Here is a 14,685-nt window from a genome sequence, read left to right as displayed (position 1 = left end):
CTCACCATCCCGCGGAGGCGCCGCCGACGCGCCTGCCCGGCTCGGCGGTCTCGGCCGCGGCCACCCAGTCGTGCTCGGGCACGTCCGCCCATGAGGGCACGCGGTCGGCCAGCACCAGCCCTGAGGTGCTCACCCCGCGCTCGCTCCTGGAGGGGCCGCCCAGCCACACCGGGCCCGCCTCGATCCGGCGGCGCGATCCGCGCCCCGGCACCATGACGAGCAGGCTGATCAGCACGAACAGCCCCATGGACACTCCGATGAGAAAGAGCAGGATCTCTGCCGCGCTGTTCACACCAAGACCGTAATCCTCGTGGGCGGGTCCGGCCAGACCCGATGCCGGCCGCGGCTCCGCGTCTTTTCCCGGTAAGATCGTTTAACGGGGCTTCTCTAGAGAAGAACAGTAGACATACCCCGATATCAGGCGTGGAACACGATGAGCTGGGCCATAAAACTATGGACGCGGCAACACTAGGAATCGATCGAAATCCCGGGCTACGGTGAGTGACGTGGACTCCGACAACCAGCGAGAAGACGGTCTCAACACGTCTCCCATCTGGGTGAGCGACCGACCAGAAAGCGAGCAGACCGCCGCCGCCAAGCCTTCGGCGCCCACCTCCACGTACGCGCCGCTCCAGCGCGCGTCCGTGCGCAACCTGCTGCAAGAACCCCGTTTCCGCCGCCTGCGCAACCGGCTGCTCGTGGCGGTCGCCGCGGGTCTGGTGGTGGGGTTCCTCGTGCGCGACTGGCGGGTGGGCGTGACCGCGGGCGTGATCGCGGCCGTGCTCGAGGCGGTCTACCGGGCCCGCTCCAACTCCTCCGTACCGGCGTGGCGGCGGTCGTCCGTGGCGGAGCGGCGCACCGAGGCACAATTGCGCAAGCTCGAACGCAGCGGCTATCGCACGCTGCACGCGAGGGCGATCCCGGGCAGCGAGGCCCAGATCGACCATCTCGTGGTGGGCCCGACGGGCGTCTACGCGGTCGACTCGGAGAAGTGGGACCGCCGGCTGCCCGTACGCGTGCAGATGGGCAAGAAGCTCTTCCACGGCCCGTTCGACATGAAACCCCGCCTCACCGAGGCCAAGTGGGAGGCGTCGCAGGCCAGCGAGCTGATCAGCGAGTCGTTCGGCCGCGAGATCGCCGTGGTGCCGTCGCTGGCCATCTACGGCCCGCCCGTGCCCTGGAAGATCATGACCATTCGCGGCGTGGACGTCTACCAGGGCGACCGCGCGCGCAAGTGGATCACCAAGCGGGAGCGGGCGCTGACGAGCACGGAGATCGACCGCATCTACGACATCGCCGCCCAGGCACTGCCCGCCCGCTACGGCGAAGACTGACGCCGGGAGGGCTCGTCCGGCACGGCCGCCAGTCTCGCGCCGAACTCGTCGAGACGGGCGGCCAGCTCCTTGCTCGGCGGCAGCGTGCCGGGCAGCCGCGAGTACACCGCCGCGCCGAAGCCGGCCTGGCGCACGATGTGGTCGATCAGCGCCTCCCGGTCGCGGGGCCACGGGAACGCCGGCTGCGCGATCAGCAGGGAGACGCAGCCGTGCACGGCCGACCAGAGGCCGAGCGCGAGTTCCTCCGGGTCGCCTTCGAACACGCGCGTCTCCACGCAGGCGGCGACGGCGGCCACCATGTGGCGGAAGGCCGTCTCGGCGGCCGGCGGCACGCCCGGCGCCGCTGACGGGCGCAGCATCAGCACCCGGTACTGCACGGGGTGGTCGAGGGCGAAGCGGGCGTAGGCGCGGGCGCACCTGCCGAGGGCGAGGAACGGGTCGCCGCCGAGGTTGAGGGTGAACAGGCGGCCCAGCTCGTCCCACACCCGCATGCACACGGCTTCCACGAGCGCGTCCTTGTCGGCGAAGTGCAGGTAGACCGAGGGCGTGGACACGCCGGCGCGCCTGGCCACGGCGCGCAGGGTGAGCGCGTCCTCGGTGCCCGCCTCGGTCAGCAGGTCCTCGGCCGCGCGCAGGATCTCCTCGCGGAGCAGGGCTCCTTCTCCGCGCCTGGCGCGTACGCGTCTGGTGCTCATGGATCTCACATTGACGCCGTCAAGTTGACGATGTCAATCTGAGGTTCTGCGGAAGGGGCGTACCTAATATGGGGACTTTTCAGGAAGCGACCGCTGTGACGGCGTACAGGGAGGGCGAGTTCGCCGCCACCCTGGACGCGCAGTGGAGTGTGGGCAGCCGGCTGCACGGGGGTTACCTCCTGGCCGTGCTGGGCCGGGCCGCCGGCGAGAGCGTGGCCGGCGGCGGGCATCCGCACGTCACGGCCGTCAGCGGCACGTTCGTCGAGCCGCCGGAGCCGGGCCCGGCCGTCGCGCGGGTCGAGACGCTGCGCGTCGGCAGGACCGTGGCCCAGGTCAGGGCCGCTCTCGTACAGGAAGGCCGGCTCCGGGTCGAGGCGCACATCACGCTGGGCCTGCTGGACGACGCGGACCCGTGGTGGTCGGCGCACGAGCCGGTACGCCTCCCGCCCGAGCAGGACTGCTTCCTCGTGCCCGTCGATCCCCCCGGCGCGAGCTTCAGCGTGCCGCTGATGGGCGTGATCGAGGAGCGGCTGGACCCCGAGCACCTGGCCTTCGCCGCCGGCGCCCCCTCCGGGCGCGGGGTGATGGCGAGCTGGCAGCGGCTGGCCGACGGCTCCGACTGGGACCCGCTCAGCCTGCTGGTGGCGCTGGACCCGGTGCCGCCGGTCTCGTTCGACCTGGGGCTGTCGGGATGGGTGCCGACGATCCAGCTGTCGGCCTATCTGCGCAGGCTGCCCGCCCCCGGGCCGGTCAGGGTGCGGCTGGCGGCCACGGACATCGCGGGTGAGAGGATGGACGAGGTGGCGCACGTCTGGGACGACAAGGGCCGCCTCGTGGCCCAGGCCACCCAGCTCGCCGCCGTCCGGCTCCCGGACCGGAAGTAGCCGGGGACTCACGCGTACGCGGTCCTGCCGACGGGCGGGGGCGGGGCACGATCCGGTAACGGCCGTCCGACACATGGACAGTTGTCTCAGTTGCCGGGCGGCGGCCGTAACATGTGAGGACTCGCTAGCGATGGGAGAAGCCCAATGCCCGCCCTCAGGTCACGTACAGTCACCCACGGCAGGAATATGGCCGGTGCCCGGGCCCTGCTCCGGGCGACCGGCGTAGCCGGGAGCGATTTCGGCAAGCCCATCATCGCGGTGGCCAACAGCTTCACCCAGTTCGTGCCGGGCCATGTGCATCTGCGCGAGGTCGGCGACGTGGTGTCCGCGGCGATCAGGGAGGCCGGGGCGATCCCGCGCGAGTTCAACACGATCGCGGTCGACGACGGCATCGCGATGGGCCACGGCGGCATGCTCTACTCGCTGCCGTCGCGCGAGCTCATCGCCGACGCCGTCGAATACATGGTCGAGGCCCACTGCGCGGACGCGCTGATCTGCGTCTCCAACTGCGACAAGATCACGCCCGGCATGCTGCTCGCCGCGTTCCGGCTGAACATCCCGACGATCTTCGTCTCCGGCGGGCCCATGGAGGCCGGCAAGACGCCCGGCAAGAAGCTCGACCTGATCGACCCCATGATCGCCTCGGCCGACGACTCCGTCTCCGACGCCGACCTGCTGGCGATGGAGGAGAACGCCTGCCCGACGTGCGGCTCCTGCTCCGGCATGTTCACCGCCAACTCGATGAACTGCCTGGTCGAGGCCATCGGCCTGGGGCTGCCCGGCAACGGCACGATCCTGGCCACGCACAAGGCGCGCAAGCAGCTGTTCGAGGACGCCGGGCGTCAGCTCGTCGAGATCACCCGCCGCTACTACGAGGACGGCGACGAGTCGGTGCTGCCGCGCTCGATCGCCACCCGTGAGGCGTTCGAGAACGCGATGACGCTCGACGTGGCCATGGGCGGCTCGACCAACACGATCCTGCACATCCTGGCCGCCGCCCGCGAGGCCCAGGTCGACTTCGGGCTCAAGGAGATCAACGAGATCTCGCTGCGGGTGCCGTGCCTGTGCAAGGTCGCCCCGGCCACGGACAAATACCACGTCGAGGACGTCCACCGCGCCGGCGGCATCCCCGCCATCCTGGGCGAGCTCGACCGGGCCGGGCTGCTGCACCGCGACGTGACCACGGTCAACGGCGGCACGCTCGCCGATCTGCTGACCACCTGGGACGTGCGCTCCCCGTCGGTCAAGCCCGAGGCCGTCGAGCTGTGGCACGCCGCCCCCGGCAACGTGCGCACGGTCAAGGCGTACTCCCAGGACAACCGCTGGGACGACCTCGACCTCGACCGCGAGGCCGGCTGCATCCGCGACCGCGAGCACGCCTACACCGCCGACGGCGGCCTGGCCGTGCTCTACGGCAACATCTCGCGCGACGGTTCCGTGGTGAAGACGGCCGGGGTGGACGAGTCGATCTGGACGTTCAGCGGGCCGGCCGTGGTGTTCGAGTCGCAGGAGCAGGCGGTCGACGGCATCCTCGGCGGCCGGGTCAAGGCCGGCGACGTGGTCGTCATCCGCTACGAGGGCCCCAAGGGCGGGCCCGGCATGCAGGAGATGCTCTACCCGACGTCCTTCCTCAAGGGCAAGGGCCTGGGCAAGGTGTGCGCGCTGGTCACCGACGGGCGCTTCTCCGGCGGCACCTCCGGGCTGTCGATCGGGCACACCTCTCCCGAGGCGGCCGAGGGCGGCGCGATCGCGCTGGTCGAGGACGGCGACATCATCGACATCGACATCCCCAACCGGCTGCTGGAGCTGCGCGTGCCCGAGGCCGAGCTGGCCGCCCGGCGCGAGAAGCTGCTGGCCGAGCTGGGCGGATACCGGCCGCGCGACCGTGACAGGAAGGTCAGCGTGGCGCTGCAGGCGTACGCGGCGATGACCACGTCCGCCTCGACGGGCGCCTCCCGCGACCTGACCCAGCTCTCACAGTGACGCGCGCCTGATCAGGGTGATCCGTGACCCCGTTCAGAGTGACGCGGTGATTCGTTGACCTGTGCGGCAGGTGACAGGAATGTCGCCGTCTGCCGCACAGGTTTTCGAAAATTGTCGGTGGTCGTCCGTATTCTTTGGGTATGACGACAGTCGTGAAGCACGATACTCGCCCGCTGACGACCGCCGAGATCGCCGCACTCGCACTCTCCCTCGCCCACCTCGGCGCGGGGCCGCAGGCCGTCACCGCCCGGCGTGGCCTGCAACACGCGTTCGAGCACCTGGAGCTCGACGACGACGTCATCGCCACCACGCTCGAGACCCTCACCGAGCCGCTGCCCACCGACGTGGCCTCCCGGGCCAGGCTCATGGCCGACGCCATCACGAGCCGGCTCAACATCCGCCTGCACTACCGCGACGCGTCGGGCAGCATCACCGCCCGCGACGTCGAGCCGGTGACGTGCCTGGTCCACCGCGAATACTGGTATCTGGTCGGGGTGTGCAGGATGCGCCGGGCGATCAGGGCGTTCCGGTTCGACCGGATCATCGCGGTCGAGCCGACGCTCACCCCGTCCCGCCCGCACCTGGCCGACCGCTTCCTGCCCTTCCAGCGCCGCAAGCGGCGCGCGATCACGGCCGCATAACCGATCCGGCCTCCGCCCGGACGCTCCCGGCCGCACTCGCCGGCCGGGGGTCGGACGACCTCTGGCCGCATCCGCCGGTCGACGGGCCGGAGGGTGGATCCGGGGTCGGACGTCCCCTTTTCGCGCCCGGCGAGCGGGAGAAGTGGGTGAAGTTTGACCGGGTGGTCCCCGGGCGTTGGGGTGGCGGGTGGCAGGCTCCCGGGCATGCGCGTTCGGCAGCTCTCGCTCTTCGCCGCCCTGCTGATCACCTACGTCGGCGGTCCCGTTCCGCCGCACAGGCCACCGGACACGGCGTCGGCCCCAGCACCGGACAGGGCAACAGGCAGGGCATCAGGCAGGGCGTCGGGCACGACATCGGACGTGGCGCCGCGTCCGGCGGCCCTGGCGCGGCTGCTGCCGGGGCCGGACGACGGGAGCGCGCTGCCGCCGGTCGAGCGGCGGGCTCTGGACCGGGCCCTGGGGCGCTACCTGCGTGAGCGCCCCGGCCGCGCGGCCCTGGCCTTCTACGACCGCACGACCGGCATCCGGTACGCCTTCCGCGAGCGGGTCCCGTTCCTGCTGGCCAGCGTGGCCAAGGTGGACATCCTGCTGGCGCTCCTGCTGGGCAAGGACGGCGAGCGGCTGAGCGGTCACGAGCGGGAGCTGGCCTCGCGGATGATCCGGCACAGTGACAACGACTGCGCGCACGACCTCTACCTGACCATCGGCGGCCGGGAAGGGCTGGACCGGATGCTGCGTCAGGTCGGCGCCCTGCACACCCGGCCCGGCGCCGGCACCTCCTGGGGGATCACCCACAGCCGGCCGTCGGACCAGGTCAGGGTGCTGGAGCAGCTCACCGACCCCGAGGGGCCGCTGACCGCCCGCAGCCGGCACTACGTCATGGAGCTCATGTCCTCGGTGGAGCCGGCGCAGGCGTGGGGGATCAGCGCCGCCGCCCCCGAGGGTGAGGCCGCGCTCAAGAACGGCTGGCTGCCCGCCGACGCCCACGACGGGTTGTGGACGGTCAACAGCGTGGGGCGGCTCCAGGTAGGCGGGCACGAGCTGCTGCTCGCCGTACTGTCAGAGCGCAGCCCCGACCTGGAGACGGGCGTCACCACCGTCGAGCGGCTGGCCCAGCTGACGGTGGACGCGCTGACCCGGCCGGGCGACACGACCGTCCTCGATCGGTGGCCGGCGGTGGCCGGCGCCTGACCGCGCACGCGGGAGGCTTCCTCGGCCTGGCGGATCGGCCGGCCTGGACGACCGGCGCCTGACCGCCGGCGCCGTCAGCCCGTCGTCACGGCCGGTGCGACGGAAGACCGCCCCACGGGTCAGGAGGCGCAGCAGCCGCCGCCGCAACAACCGCCGCCGCCGCCCTTCGGGGCCGCGGCGCCGCCGGTCATGGCGACTGTGGACAGGAGTTTGACGGTGTCGCCGTGCCCTTCGGGGCAGGTCGCCGGGTCGTCGGAGGCGGACATGGGGCGGGACACCTCGAACGTGGAGCCGCAGGCGCGGCAGCGGAAGTCGTAACGCGGCATGGCACAAGCCTAGCCCGCTCAGCCCGGCCGGTCAGTGGTAGGTGAGGTGGGCGTAGTCGGCCACGGGTTCGTAGCCGATCGCCTGGTAGATGGCGTTGCTGGTGGGGTTGTCCAGGTCGGTGAAGAGCACCACCTGCTCGCAGCGCTCCGCCAGGCCGGTCTGGCTGGCGAAGGCGGTGACGGCGGCGCCGTAGCCGCGCCGGCGGCGGGACGGCGGCGTGTAGACCGGGCCGATGCGGCAGACGCCCCCGGCCGCCGGGGAGAGCGCGGCGAGCGAGACGGGCGCCTCGCCGGACTCCCAGACGAACAGCTCGCGCCCGGCCAGCCGCCGCGCGACCCGTTCGACGACGTCGCCCTCGCCCATGGCGACCTCCTCGCCGAACGCCTGGTACCAGCTCACCAGCAGCGGGAAGTCGGCCGGCACGGCGAGCCTGCCCCGGCCGGGCACGTCGGGGACGGTGAGCGTGCCGAGCCGGTAGAGGCGTTCTGAGACCGTCCTCGTGGGCGGCCCGAGCAGCCGGGTGACCTCGGCGGTCACGTCGAGCGGGCCCACCAGCGCGGCCAGGCCGCCGGGACGCGCCCGTACGAACGCCTCGACCGCCTCGACGGGCACCCCGAAGAGCCCGACGGGATGCGGCGGCGTGTGGAAGACCGCCCCGCGAACCTCACCGTCCACCGTCCACCAGCCGAACAGCAGGTCCTTCGCCGGCATGCCGGCCCGCAGGTTGGCCAGGATGGTCAGCGGCACGGTGTTGCGCACCGGGTCGCCGAGCAGGAACGGCTCGGCGACCGCGGCGTACTCCTCGACGTCTGAGGTGAAGGTCCACATGCCTGGCATGGTGTCAGGCGGTGGCACTCCGGCTCAATGCGGTCGGCTCAGGCGGCGGCCTCGAGGTAGGGCGCCCATTGCGGGTCGCCGATGAGCGAGGCGCCGATGAGCCGCCAGTGGGCGCCTCTGGGCACCGCGGGGCTGACGCGCAGCGTCCACCCCAGCTCCTCAAGGTATTTGTCAGCCTTACGGTGGTTGCAGGTGGTGCAGGAGGCGACGCAGTTTTCCCAGGTGTGGGTGCCGCCCCTGGACCGGGGGATCACGTGGTCGATGGTCTCGGCCCGCTGCCCGCAGTAGGCGCAGCGGTAGTCGTCGCGCCGCATGAGGGCGGCCCTGGTCAGCGGGATGCGGGACCGGTAGGGAATGCGGACATATCTGCGAAGTCTGATCACCGACGGCACGTCGAGCGTGCGGCTCGCGGAGCGCAGCACCGCGCCCCTGCCGTCACGGTGGACGACGTCGGCCTTCTCCCGCAGCACGAGCACGACGGCGCGGTGCAGCGAGAGGGTGGTCAGTGGCTCGTAGGTGGCATTGAGCAGCAGGACTTGGCGCGTCATCGGGCCTCTCCCTGCTGCGCGCGTATCAAAGGGGACATGCCGCGGCATGTCCCGACTGTCGGCCCCTCCTGGGGCACTAGTGCTTCCGTCACGTGGACCTCCGCCGGACGGCCCAGCGGATGGTCACCACGGCACCGTCCTGTCACCAAGTCTGGCGTTTGCACCGTGGTCCCCGCCACCCCAAAAAATCCTCCTGCCGGAATGACCAGAGGGACTCACGATACGTTTTATGCCCGCTCTACCAGCGCTTTACGCATGCCCGTTGGCAGTAGGGTTCGAGACATGACCCGAGAGCCGTACCCGACCGCGCGCCGCGACGACGTCGTCGACATCATGCACGAAACGCCTGTTCCCGACCCTTATCGGTGGTTGGAGGATCCGGACAGCCCGGAGACGAAGGGCTGGCTGCTCGGGCAGGCGGACCTGTTCGCGAAGGAGCGCGGGCCGCAGCGGTTCAAGAGCCGCATCGCCGAGCTGCTCAGGTCCGGCTCGGTCGGCGTTCCGGCCTGGCGTGGCGGGCGTCACTTCTTCTCGCGCCGCACCCCCGACCAGGAGCACGCCGTCTACTACGTGGCCGAGCCCGACGGGACCGAGCGGGCGCTCGTCGACCCGATGGCGATCGACTCCTCCGGGCTCACCACGCTCGACGCGGTGCAGCCCGACAAGGAGGGCAGGCTGCTGGCGTACCAGATCTCGGTGGGCGGCGACGAGGAGTCGGTGCTCTACGTCATCGACGTCGCCACCGGCGCGCGCGTCGAGGGTCCGATCGACCGGTGCCGTTACTCCCCCATCGCCTGGCTGCCGGGCGGTGAGGCGTTCTACTACGTGCGCCGGCTGCCGAGCACCGAGGTGCCGGAGAACGAGTCGCAGTTCCACCGCCGGGTCTACCTGCACCGCGTCGGCACCTCCACCGAGGACGACGTGATGATCTTCGGCCAGGGCCTGAAGATGACCAACTACTACGGCGTCTCCGTCTCGCGCGACGGCCGCTGGCTGCAGGTGTCCGCCCACGAGGGCACGGCGCCGCGCAACGACCTGTGGGTGGCCGACCTGACCGAGTCGCCGATCGACCGGCCGGCGCTGCGGGTCGTGCAGGAGGGCGTGGACGCGCAGACGGGGCTGGTCTTCGGCCGCGACGGCAGGCTCTACGTCCACACCGACCGCGACGCGAGCAGGGGCCGGGTGTGCGTCAGTGACCCGGCGGAGCCCGGGTTCGACCACTGGCGCGACCTGATCCCCGAGGACCCCGAGGCGGTGCTGTCCGACTTCGCGATCCTCGACGACCTGGAGCGCCCGGTCATGCTGGTGGGCTGGACCCGCCACGCCATCAGCGAGATCAGCGTGCACGACCTGGCGACCGGCGAGCGCCTCGGCGAGGTGCCCACACCGGGGCTCGGCACGATCGGCGGCATCTCCGAGCGTCCCGAGGGCGGCCACGAGGCGTGGTTCGGCTACACCGACAACACCACGCCGCCGACCATCCAGCGTTACGACGCCAGGACGGGCGAGACCACGCTCTGGGCGGCCTCCCCCGGCGCGGTCGAGGTGCCCGACGTCCGCACCGAGCAGGTGGTCTACCGCTCGAAGGACGGCACCGAGGTCCGCATGCTGATCATCTCCCCGGCTGATGCGGCCGAGGGCCCGCGGCCGACCATTCTGTACGGCTACGGCGGCTTCGGCCTGTCCATGTCCCCCGGCTACTCGGCCTCGATCCTGGCCTGGGTGGAGGCCGGTGGCGTCTACGCCATCGCCAACCTGCGCGGCGGCGGCGAGGAGGGCGAGGAGTGGCACCGCGCCGGCATGCTGGCCAACAAGCAGAACGTGTTCGACGACTTCCACGCGGCGGCCGAGCACCTCATCGCCACCGGCGTCACCACGCCCGAGCAGCTCGGCATCTCCGGTGGTTCCAACGGCGGCCTGCTGGTGGGCGCCGCGCTGACGCAGCGGCCCGAGCTGTACGCGGCCGTGGTCTGCTCCGCGCCGCTGCTCGACATGATCCGCTACGAGAAGTTCGGGCTCGGCGCCACCTGGAACGTCGAGTACGGCTCGGCCGATGATCCCGAGCAGTTCGGCTGGCTTCTGGGCTACTCGCCGTACCACCACGTACGCGAGTCGGTGGCCTATCCGGCGACGCTGTTCACCGTCTTCCAGTCCGACACGCGGGTGCATCCGCTGCACGCGTGGAAGACGTGCGCGGCGCTGCAGCACGCCTCGACGTCCGACCGGCCCGTGCTGCTGCGCAACGAGGCCGAGGTCGGGCATGGGGCGCGCTCGGTGAGCAGGAGCGTCGACCTGTCCGCCGACACGCTGACCTTCCTCGCCCGGCACACCGGCCTGTGAGGCCGGCCCGCTGACGTCCTCGCCCGCCGTGCTGTGACGGCGGGCGTGCCGGCCGGTAGCCTGGAGGGCATGGAGTCGCCGGGGCTCGCCATGGTCGAGGCCGTGCCCAGTGCCGCGTTGCGGCCGTACGTGACCAGGCTGTGCGCCTATCGCGAACACTACGCCGCGCCGGTGACCCGGTCGGAGATGGCGCTGCCCGGAGCCGTGCTGATCCTCGCCTTCGGCAACCCGATGGAGGCCGGCGGGCAGCGGGTGACGGCGTTCGGCGGCGGGCTGGGCGACCGATTCACGGTCACGCGCACGGCGGGCCCGACGGAGGGCGTGGAGGTCTTCCTGACGCCGTTCGGGGCCCGCCGGCTGTACGGGCTGCCGATGCGGCAGCTGCGCAACCAGGTGCTCCCCGTCGGCGACCTGCTCGGGCCGTGGGCGGAGCTGCTGGTGGAGCGGCTGGCCGGGACGCCGTCGTGGCACGCGCGGCTGGCGCTGGCCGACCGGCTGCTGTGCGAGCGGATCGCGGCGGGCCCGGCCCTGGGGCCCGAGCTGCCGTGGGCGTGGGCGCGGCTGCTGGAGTCGGGCGGGCGGCTCGGGGTGTCGTCTTTGGCCGAGTCGCTGGGCTGGAGCCATCGCCATCTCGTGGCCCGCTTCCAGGACCAGGTCGGGCTGCCGCCGAAGACGGCCGCCCGGGTGATCAGGTTCGGCCGGGCGGTACGGCGGCTGCGCTCGGGAGCGGCTCCGGCCGAGGTGGCGGCCGACTGCGGCTTCTACGACCAGGCGCACATGAACCGCGAGTTCAGGACGCTGGGCGACACGACGCCCGGTCAGATTCGTCCAAGACCCGGAGCCGGGATCCGGGCATCGTGAACCCCATGACACGAACCGTTTACGCACTCGCCCGCTACCAGGACTGCCAGGCCGCGATCGATTTCCTGACCGGCGCGTTCGGCTTCGGCGTACGCGAGACCTCGAAGGACGACGCGGGCGTCGTCAACCACGCCGAGCTGCTCGTGGGCGACGACATCATCATGATCGGGCGGGGCCGGCCGGGCGGCCCCGGGATCTACGTGGCCGTGGACGACGTGGACGCCCACCACGACCGGGCGAAGGCGGCGGGGGCCTCGATCACCATGGCGCTGGTCGATCAGCCGTACGGGTCGCGCGAGTACGGCTGCGCCGACCCCGAGGGCAACCCCTGGTTCTTCGGCACCTACCGCCCCTGACCTGATCTATCGCTCCGGGCCGGGCTCTCCCCCCGGAGCGAGGGAAGCCGGTGCCAGGGAAGCCGGAGCGAGGGATGGCGGGGCGGGGACGGGGAGCGGGCGGGCGGCCTCTGGGCGCAGGCCGTCGAAGACCATGCTGAGATAGCGGCGCCACAGGCCGGGAGCCGTGTCGCCCAAGGGGATCGTGGCCTGCGTGACGGCGTTGATCAGCAGTACGATGTCCGGCCCGCCCACGTCGTCGCGTACGTCGCCCGCCCGCCTGGCGCGCGCCGTCAGCGCGTCAGCGACCGCGACCAGCCGGTCACCGGCCGCCCGCACCACCGGCTCCCTGCGCATGGCGGCGGTGACCGCCTGGCACAGGGAGCGGTCGGCTAGCTGCAGCTCGACGGCGGCGGCCATGAACTCCAGCAGCGCCTCCGCCGGATCGGGCCGCTGGAGCAGGGTCTCGCCCCTGGCCGAGATGCCGTCGAGCTGATCGCTGAAGATCGCGAGCAGCAGTTGCTCCTTGGTGGCGAAGTGGCGGAAGACCGTGCCCTTGCCGATCCCGGCCCGCGCCGCGATGCGCGCGATGGAGACCTCGGTGCCGTGCTCGGCCAGCTCGGCCGCCGCCGCGTCCAGCAGCAGCCGCCGGTTGCGTACGGCGTCGGCTCTCATCGCTCCCACGACAGGGACCCTACCGTAACCGGACCGTGCGGTCATAATATGCTGCCGATCAGCAACCTGACCGCATGGTCCGTTTAGTGGAGGTCTCATGAAGGCATTGACGGCGATCCGGTACGGCGGGGCGGACACCTTGCGCCTGGCCGACCTGCCCATCCCGAAACCCGGCCCCGGCCAGGTACAGGTGCGCGTCGCGGCGGCCGGGCTCAACCCCGCCGATCTCCGGCTGGTGAGCGGCACGTTCAAGGAGCGGGCTCCCTTGACCTTTCCGCATGTCCTCGGCAGCGACTTCGCCGGCACCGTGACGGCCACCGGCGCGGGCGTGGACCGGTTCGCCCCCGGAGACGAGATCTTCGGGCTGGGCCTCTCACGGTCGGCGGGCGCCCTGGCGCGCCTGCTCTGCGATCCCCCGCCCTTCACGACGGGGACGATGGCCGAGTACGCCGTCTTCGAGGCCACCACCCCCGCGCTGGCCCCGCGCCCCTCCGGCCTGCCCGTCGAGCACGCCGCCACCCTGCCCATGGCCGCCCTGACCGCGCTGCCGCTGCTGCGCGCCTGGGACTTCGCCGCCGGGACGAAGGTCCTGGTCGTCGGCGCCACCGGCGGGGTGGGCGGCGCCGTGGTGCCGCTCCTCGCGGCGCGCGGCGTCCACGTGATCGCCACCGCGAGCCCGGCGGACGAGACGTACGTGAAGGGTCTCGGTGCGGCGGAGACCATCGACCACCGGTCGGCCGACGTCGGCGCCGAGACCCTGCGCCGCCATCCCGGCGGCGTCGACGCGCTGGTCAACCTGGCCCTGCCGGGCGGCGACCTGCCGGCGCTGACCCCGGTCGTGCGTCCCGGCGGCGGCCTGTTCACCGTCGCCTTCCCCAGCCCCGCGCCGGGGACGGGGTTCGAGACCCTGTACGCGACGGTCAGGCCCGGCGACCTGGAGGAGGTGGCCGGGCTGGCGGTGCGGGGCGTGCTGCCCTCGACCGCCGGGCGCCGCTACCGGCTGGACGACGCCGCACGCGCTTACGCCGACTGGGAGCGGAAACACGTGCGGGGCAAGCTGGTGGTGACGACCGCCTGACGCCGGCCGGTGGTGGCCGTCTAACGCGGGAAGATGATGGTCTTGTGCCCGTCGAGCAGCACCCGCTGCTCGGCGTGCCACCTGACCGCCCTGGCCAGCGCCACGCACTCCACATCGCGCCCCATCGCCACCAGGTCCTGCGGGGAGTGGCTGTGGTTGACCCTGGCCACCTCCTGCTCGATGATCGGCCCCTCGTCCAGGTCGGCGGTCACGTAGTGGGCCGTCGCGCCGATCAGCTTGACCCCGCGGCTGTGCGCCTGGTGGTAGGGCTTGGCGCCCTTGAACGACGGCAGGAACGAGTGGTGGATGTTGATCGCCCGGCCGGCCAGCTTCGCGCAGAGGTCCTCCGAGAGCACCTGCATGTAGCGGGCCAGCACCACGAGGTCGACCTGGTAGTGCTCGACCAGCGCGAGGACCTCGGCCTCCTGCTTCGGCTTGGTCTCGGGGGTGACCGGCAGGTGGTGGTAGTCGATCCCGTTGGACTGGGTGAGCGGGCGCAGGTCGGGATGGTTGGAGACGACGGCGACGATCTCGATGTCGAGCGCCTTCGACCGGACGCGGTAGAGCAGGTCGTTCAGGCAGTGGTCGAACCTGCTCACCATGATCAGCACGCGCGGCTTCCTGGCCACGTCGCGCAGCTTGAACTCCATGGCGAAGTCGGGCGCGAGGGCGGCGAAGGCGGCGTTGAGGTCGTCCTCGCCCAGCGGCGCCGCGAACTGCACCCGCATGAAGAAGCGCTGCGCGACCCGGTCGCCGAACTGCTGGCTCTCGATGATGTTGCACCCGTGCCCGGCGAGCAGGCCGGAGACGGCGGCGACCACACCGGGCCGGTCGGGGCAGGACAGCGTCAGGATGTATTCGGCGGGGCTGATCATGGCTTCACTCTCGCGGGCTCGGACGTGGCGGCGCCATGCGGCTGCTGGGCAGCGTACCGGTCTGCGGGCACGGTCGAGCGT

Annotated in this window: 16 protein-coding genes; 9 read left to right on the top strand and 7 right to left on the bottom strand. The window is 71.8% G+C overall.

Annotation, left to right across the window (positions count from 1 at the left end; genetic code table 11):
* Window position 1: 1 nt before the first annotated feature.
* The gene (locus tag OIE67_RS05380) at window positions 2-292 is read right to left on the bottom strand and encodes a hypothetical protein (RefSeq protein WP_106238383.1); all 291 of its coding nucleotides are present in this window, start codon (window positions 290-292) and stop codon (window positions 2-4) included.
* A gap of 214 nt (window positions 293-506) precedes the next feature.
* On the opposite strand from OIE67_RS05380, the gene OIE67_RS05375 reads away from it, so the two are divergent.
* A complete protein-coding gene (locus OIE67_RS05375; protein WP_326637226.1) occupies window positions 507-1,334 on the top strand; it encodes a nuclease-related domain-containing protein in 828 nt (275 codons plus the stop codon).
* Here the strand turns inward: OIE67_RS05375 and OIE67_RS05370 are convergent.
* The gene (locus tag OIE67_RS05370; RefSeq protein ID WP_326637224.1) at window positions 1,319-2,029 is read right to left on the bottom strand and encodes a TetR/AcrR family transcriptional regulator; all 711 of its coding nucleotides are present in this window, start codon (window positions 2,027-2,029) and stop codon (window positions 1,319-1,321) included. The two genes, OIE67_RS05375 and OIE67_RS05370, sit on opposite strands and share 16 nt — an antisense overlap.
* Window positions 2,030-2,124: 95 nt before the next feature.
* Between OIE67_RS05370 and OIE67_RS05365 the strand changes: the two genes are divergently transcribed.
* The 4 genes from OIE67_RS05365 (at window position 2,125) to OIE67_RS05350 (ending at window position 6,728) form a co-directional block, all read left to right on the top strand.
* Entirely contained in the window at window positions 2,125-2,913 is a 789-nt protein-coding gene (locus tag OIE67_RS05365) for a thioesterase family protein (protein WP_326637221.1), read from the top strand.
* Window positions 2,914-3,057: 144 nt separating this feature from the next.
* Window positions 3,058-4,896 carry a dihydroxy-acid dehydratase gene (ilvD, locus tag OIE67_RS05360; protein WP_106238392.1) on the top strand — a complete coding sequence of 613 codons (1,839 nt, stop codon included), beginning with the start codon at window positions 3,058-3,060 and terminating at the stop codon, window positions 4,894-4,896.
* A gap of 140 nt (window positions 4,897-5,036) precedes the next feature.
* Complete coding sequence (locus OIE67_RS05355; RefSeq protein WP_181307336.1) at window positions 5,037-5,537, top strand: WYL domain-containing protein; 501 nt, start codon at window positions 5,037-5,039, stop codon at window positions 5,535-5,537.
* A gap of 360 nt (window positions 5,538-5,897) precedes the next feature.
* On the top strand, window positions 5,898-6,728 hold the full coding sequence (locus OIE67_RS05350) for a serine hydrolase (RefSeq protein ID WP_326637216.1): 831 nt from the start codon (window positions 5,898-5,900) through the stop codon (window positions 6,726-6,728).
* A 119-nt stretch (window positions 6,729-6,847) separates the two neighbouring features.
* Here the strand turns inward: OIE67_RS05350 and OIE67_RS05345 are convergent, their stop codons facing one another.
* Genes OIE67_RS05345 through OIE67_RS05335 form a run of 3 tightly spaced genes read right to left on the bottom strand, consistent with a single transcriptional unit; the run spans window position 6,848 to window position 8,440 of the window.
* Window positions 6,848-7,054 carry an FmdB family zinc ribbon protein gene (locus tag OIE67_RS05345; RefSeq protein ID WP_326637214.1) on the bottom strand — a complete coding sequence of 69 codons (207 nt, stop codon included), beginning with the start codon at window positions 7,052-7,054 and terminating at the stop codon, window positions 6,848-6,850.
* A gap of 31 nt (window positions 7,055-7,085) precedes the next feature.
* Window positions 7,086-7,883: a GNAT family N-acetyltransferase gene (locus OIE67_RS05340; protein WP_326637212.1), complete on the bottom strand. Its 798-nt coding sequence runs from the start codon at window positions 7,881-7,883 to the stop codon at window positions 7,086-7,088.
* 47 nt (window positions 7,884-7,930) lie between these two features.
* Entirely contained in the window at window positions 7,931-8,440 is a 510-nt protein-coding gene (locus OIE67_RS05335; RefSeq protein WP_106238406.1) for an HNH endonuclease, read from the bottom strand.
* Between the two features lie 282 nt (window positions 8,441-8,722).
* On the opposite strand from OIE67_RS05335, the gene OIE67_RS05330 reads away from it, so the two are divergent.
* From OIE67_RS05330 to OIE67_RS05320, 3 genes are all read left to right on the top strand, one after another.
* Window positions 8,723-10,780, top strand: a complete 2,058-nt coding sequence (locus tag OIE67_RS05330; protein WP_326637209.1) for a prolyl oligopeptidase family serine peptidase — start codon at window positions 8,723-8,725, stop codon at window positions 10,778-10,780.
* 69 nt (window positions 10,781-10,849) lie between these two features.
* A complete protein-coding gene (locus OIE67_RS05325) occupies window positions 10,850-11,641 on the top strand; it encodes a helix-turn-helix domain-containing protein (protein ID WP_326637207.1) in 792 nt (263 codons plus the stop codon).
* Window positions 11,642-11,646: 5 nt separating this feature from the next.
* On the top strand, window positions 11,647-11,997 hold the full coding sequence (locus OIE67_RS05320) for a VOC family protein (protein WP_326637205.1): 351 nt from the start codon (window positions 11,647-11,649) through the stop codon (window positions 11,995-11,997).
* A 6-nt stretch (window positions 11,998-12,003) separates the two neighbouring features.
* On the opposite strand, the gene OIE67_RS05315 is transcribed toward OIE67_RS05320, so the two are convergent.
* A complete protein-coding gene (locus OIE67_RS05315; RefSeq protein ID WP_326645225.1) occupies window positions 12,004-12,651 on the bottom strand; it encodes a TetR/AcrR family transcriptional regulator in 648 nt (215 codons plus the stop codon).
* A gap of 97 nt (window positions 12,652-12,748) precedes the next feature.
* Between OIE67_RS05315 and OIE67_RS05310 the strand changes: the two genes are divergently transcribed.
* The gene (locus OIE67_RS05310; protein WP_326637203.1) at window positions 12,749-13,729 is read left to right on the top strand and encodes an NADP-dependent oxidoreductase; all 981 of its coding nucleotides are present in this window, start codon (window positions 12,749-12,751) and stop codon (window positions 13,727-13,729) included.
* A gap of 20 nt (window positions 13,730-13,749) precedes the next feature.
* On the opposite strand, the gene purU is transcribed toward OIE67_RS05310, so the two are convergent.
* The gene (gene purU, locus OIE67_RS05305; RefSeq protein ID WP_181307339.1) at window positions 13,750-14,604 is read right to left on the bottom strand and encodes a formyltetrahydrofolate deformylase; all 855 of its coding nucleotides are present in this window, start codon (window positions 14,602-14,604) and stop codon (window positions 13,750-13,752) included.
* Between the last annotated feature and the right edge of the window lie 81 nt (window positions 14,605-14,685).

It is taken from the genome of Nonomuraea fuscirosea (assembly GCF_035917475.1).
GTDB lineage: Bacteria > Actinomycetota > Actinomycetes > Streptosporangiales > Streptosporangiaceae > Nonomuraea > Nonomuraea fuscirosea.
The sequence above is the reverse complement of the archived record's forward strand: the minus strand, read 5'-3'. Positions and strand labels throughout refer to the sequence as shown.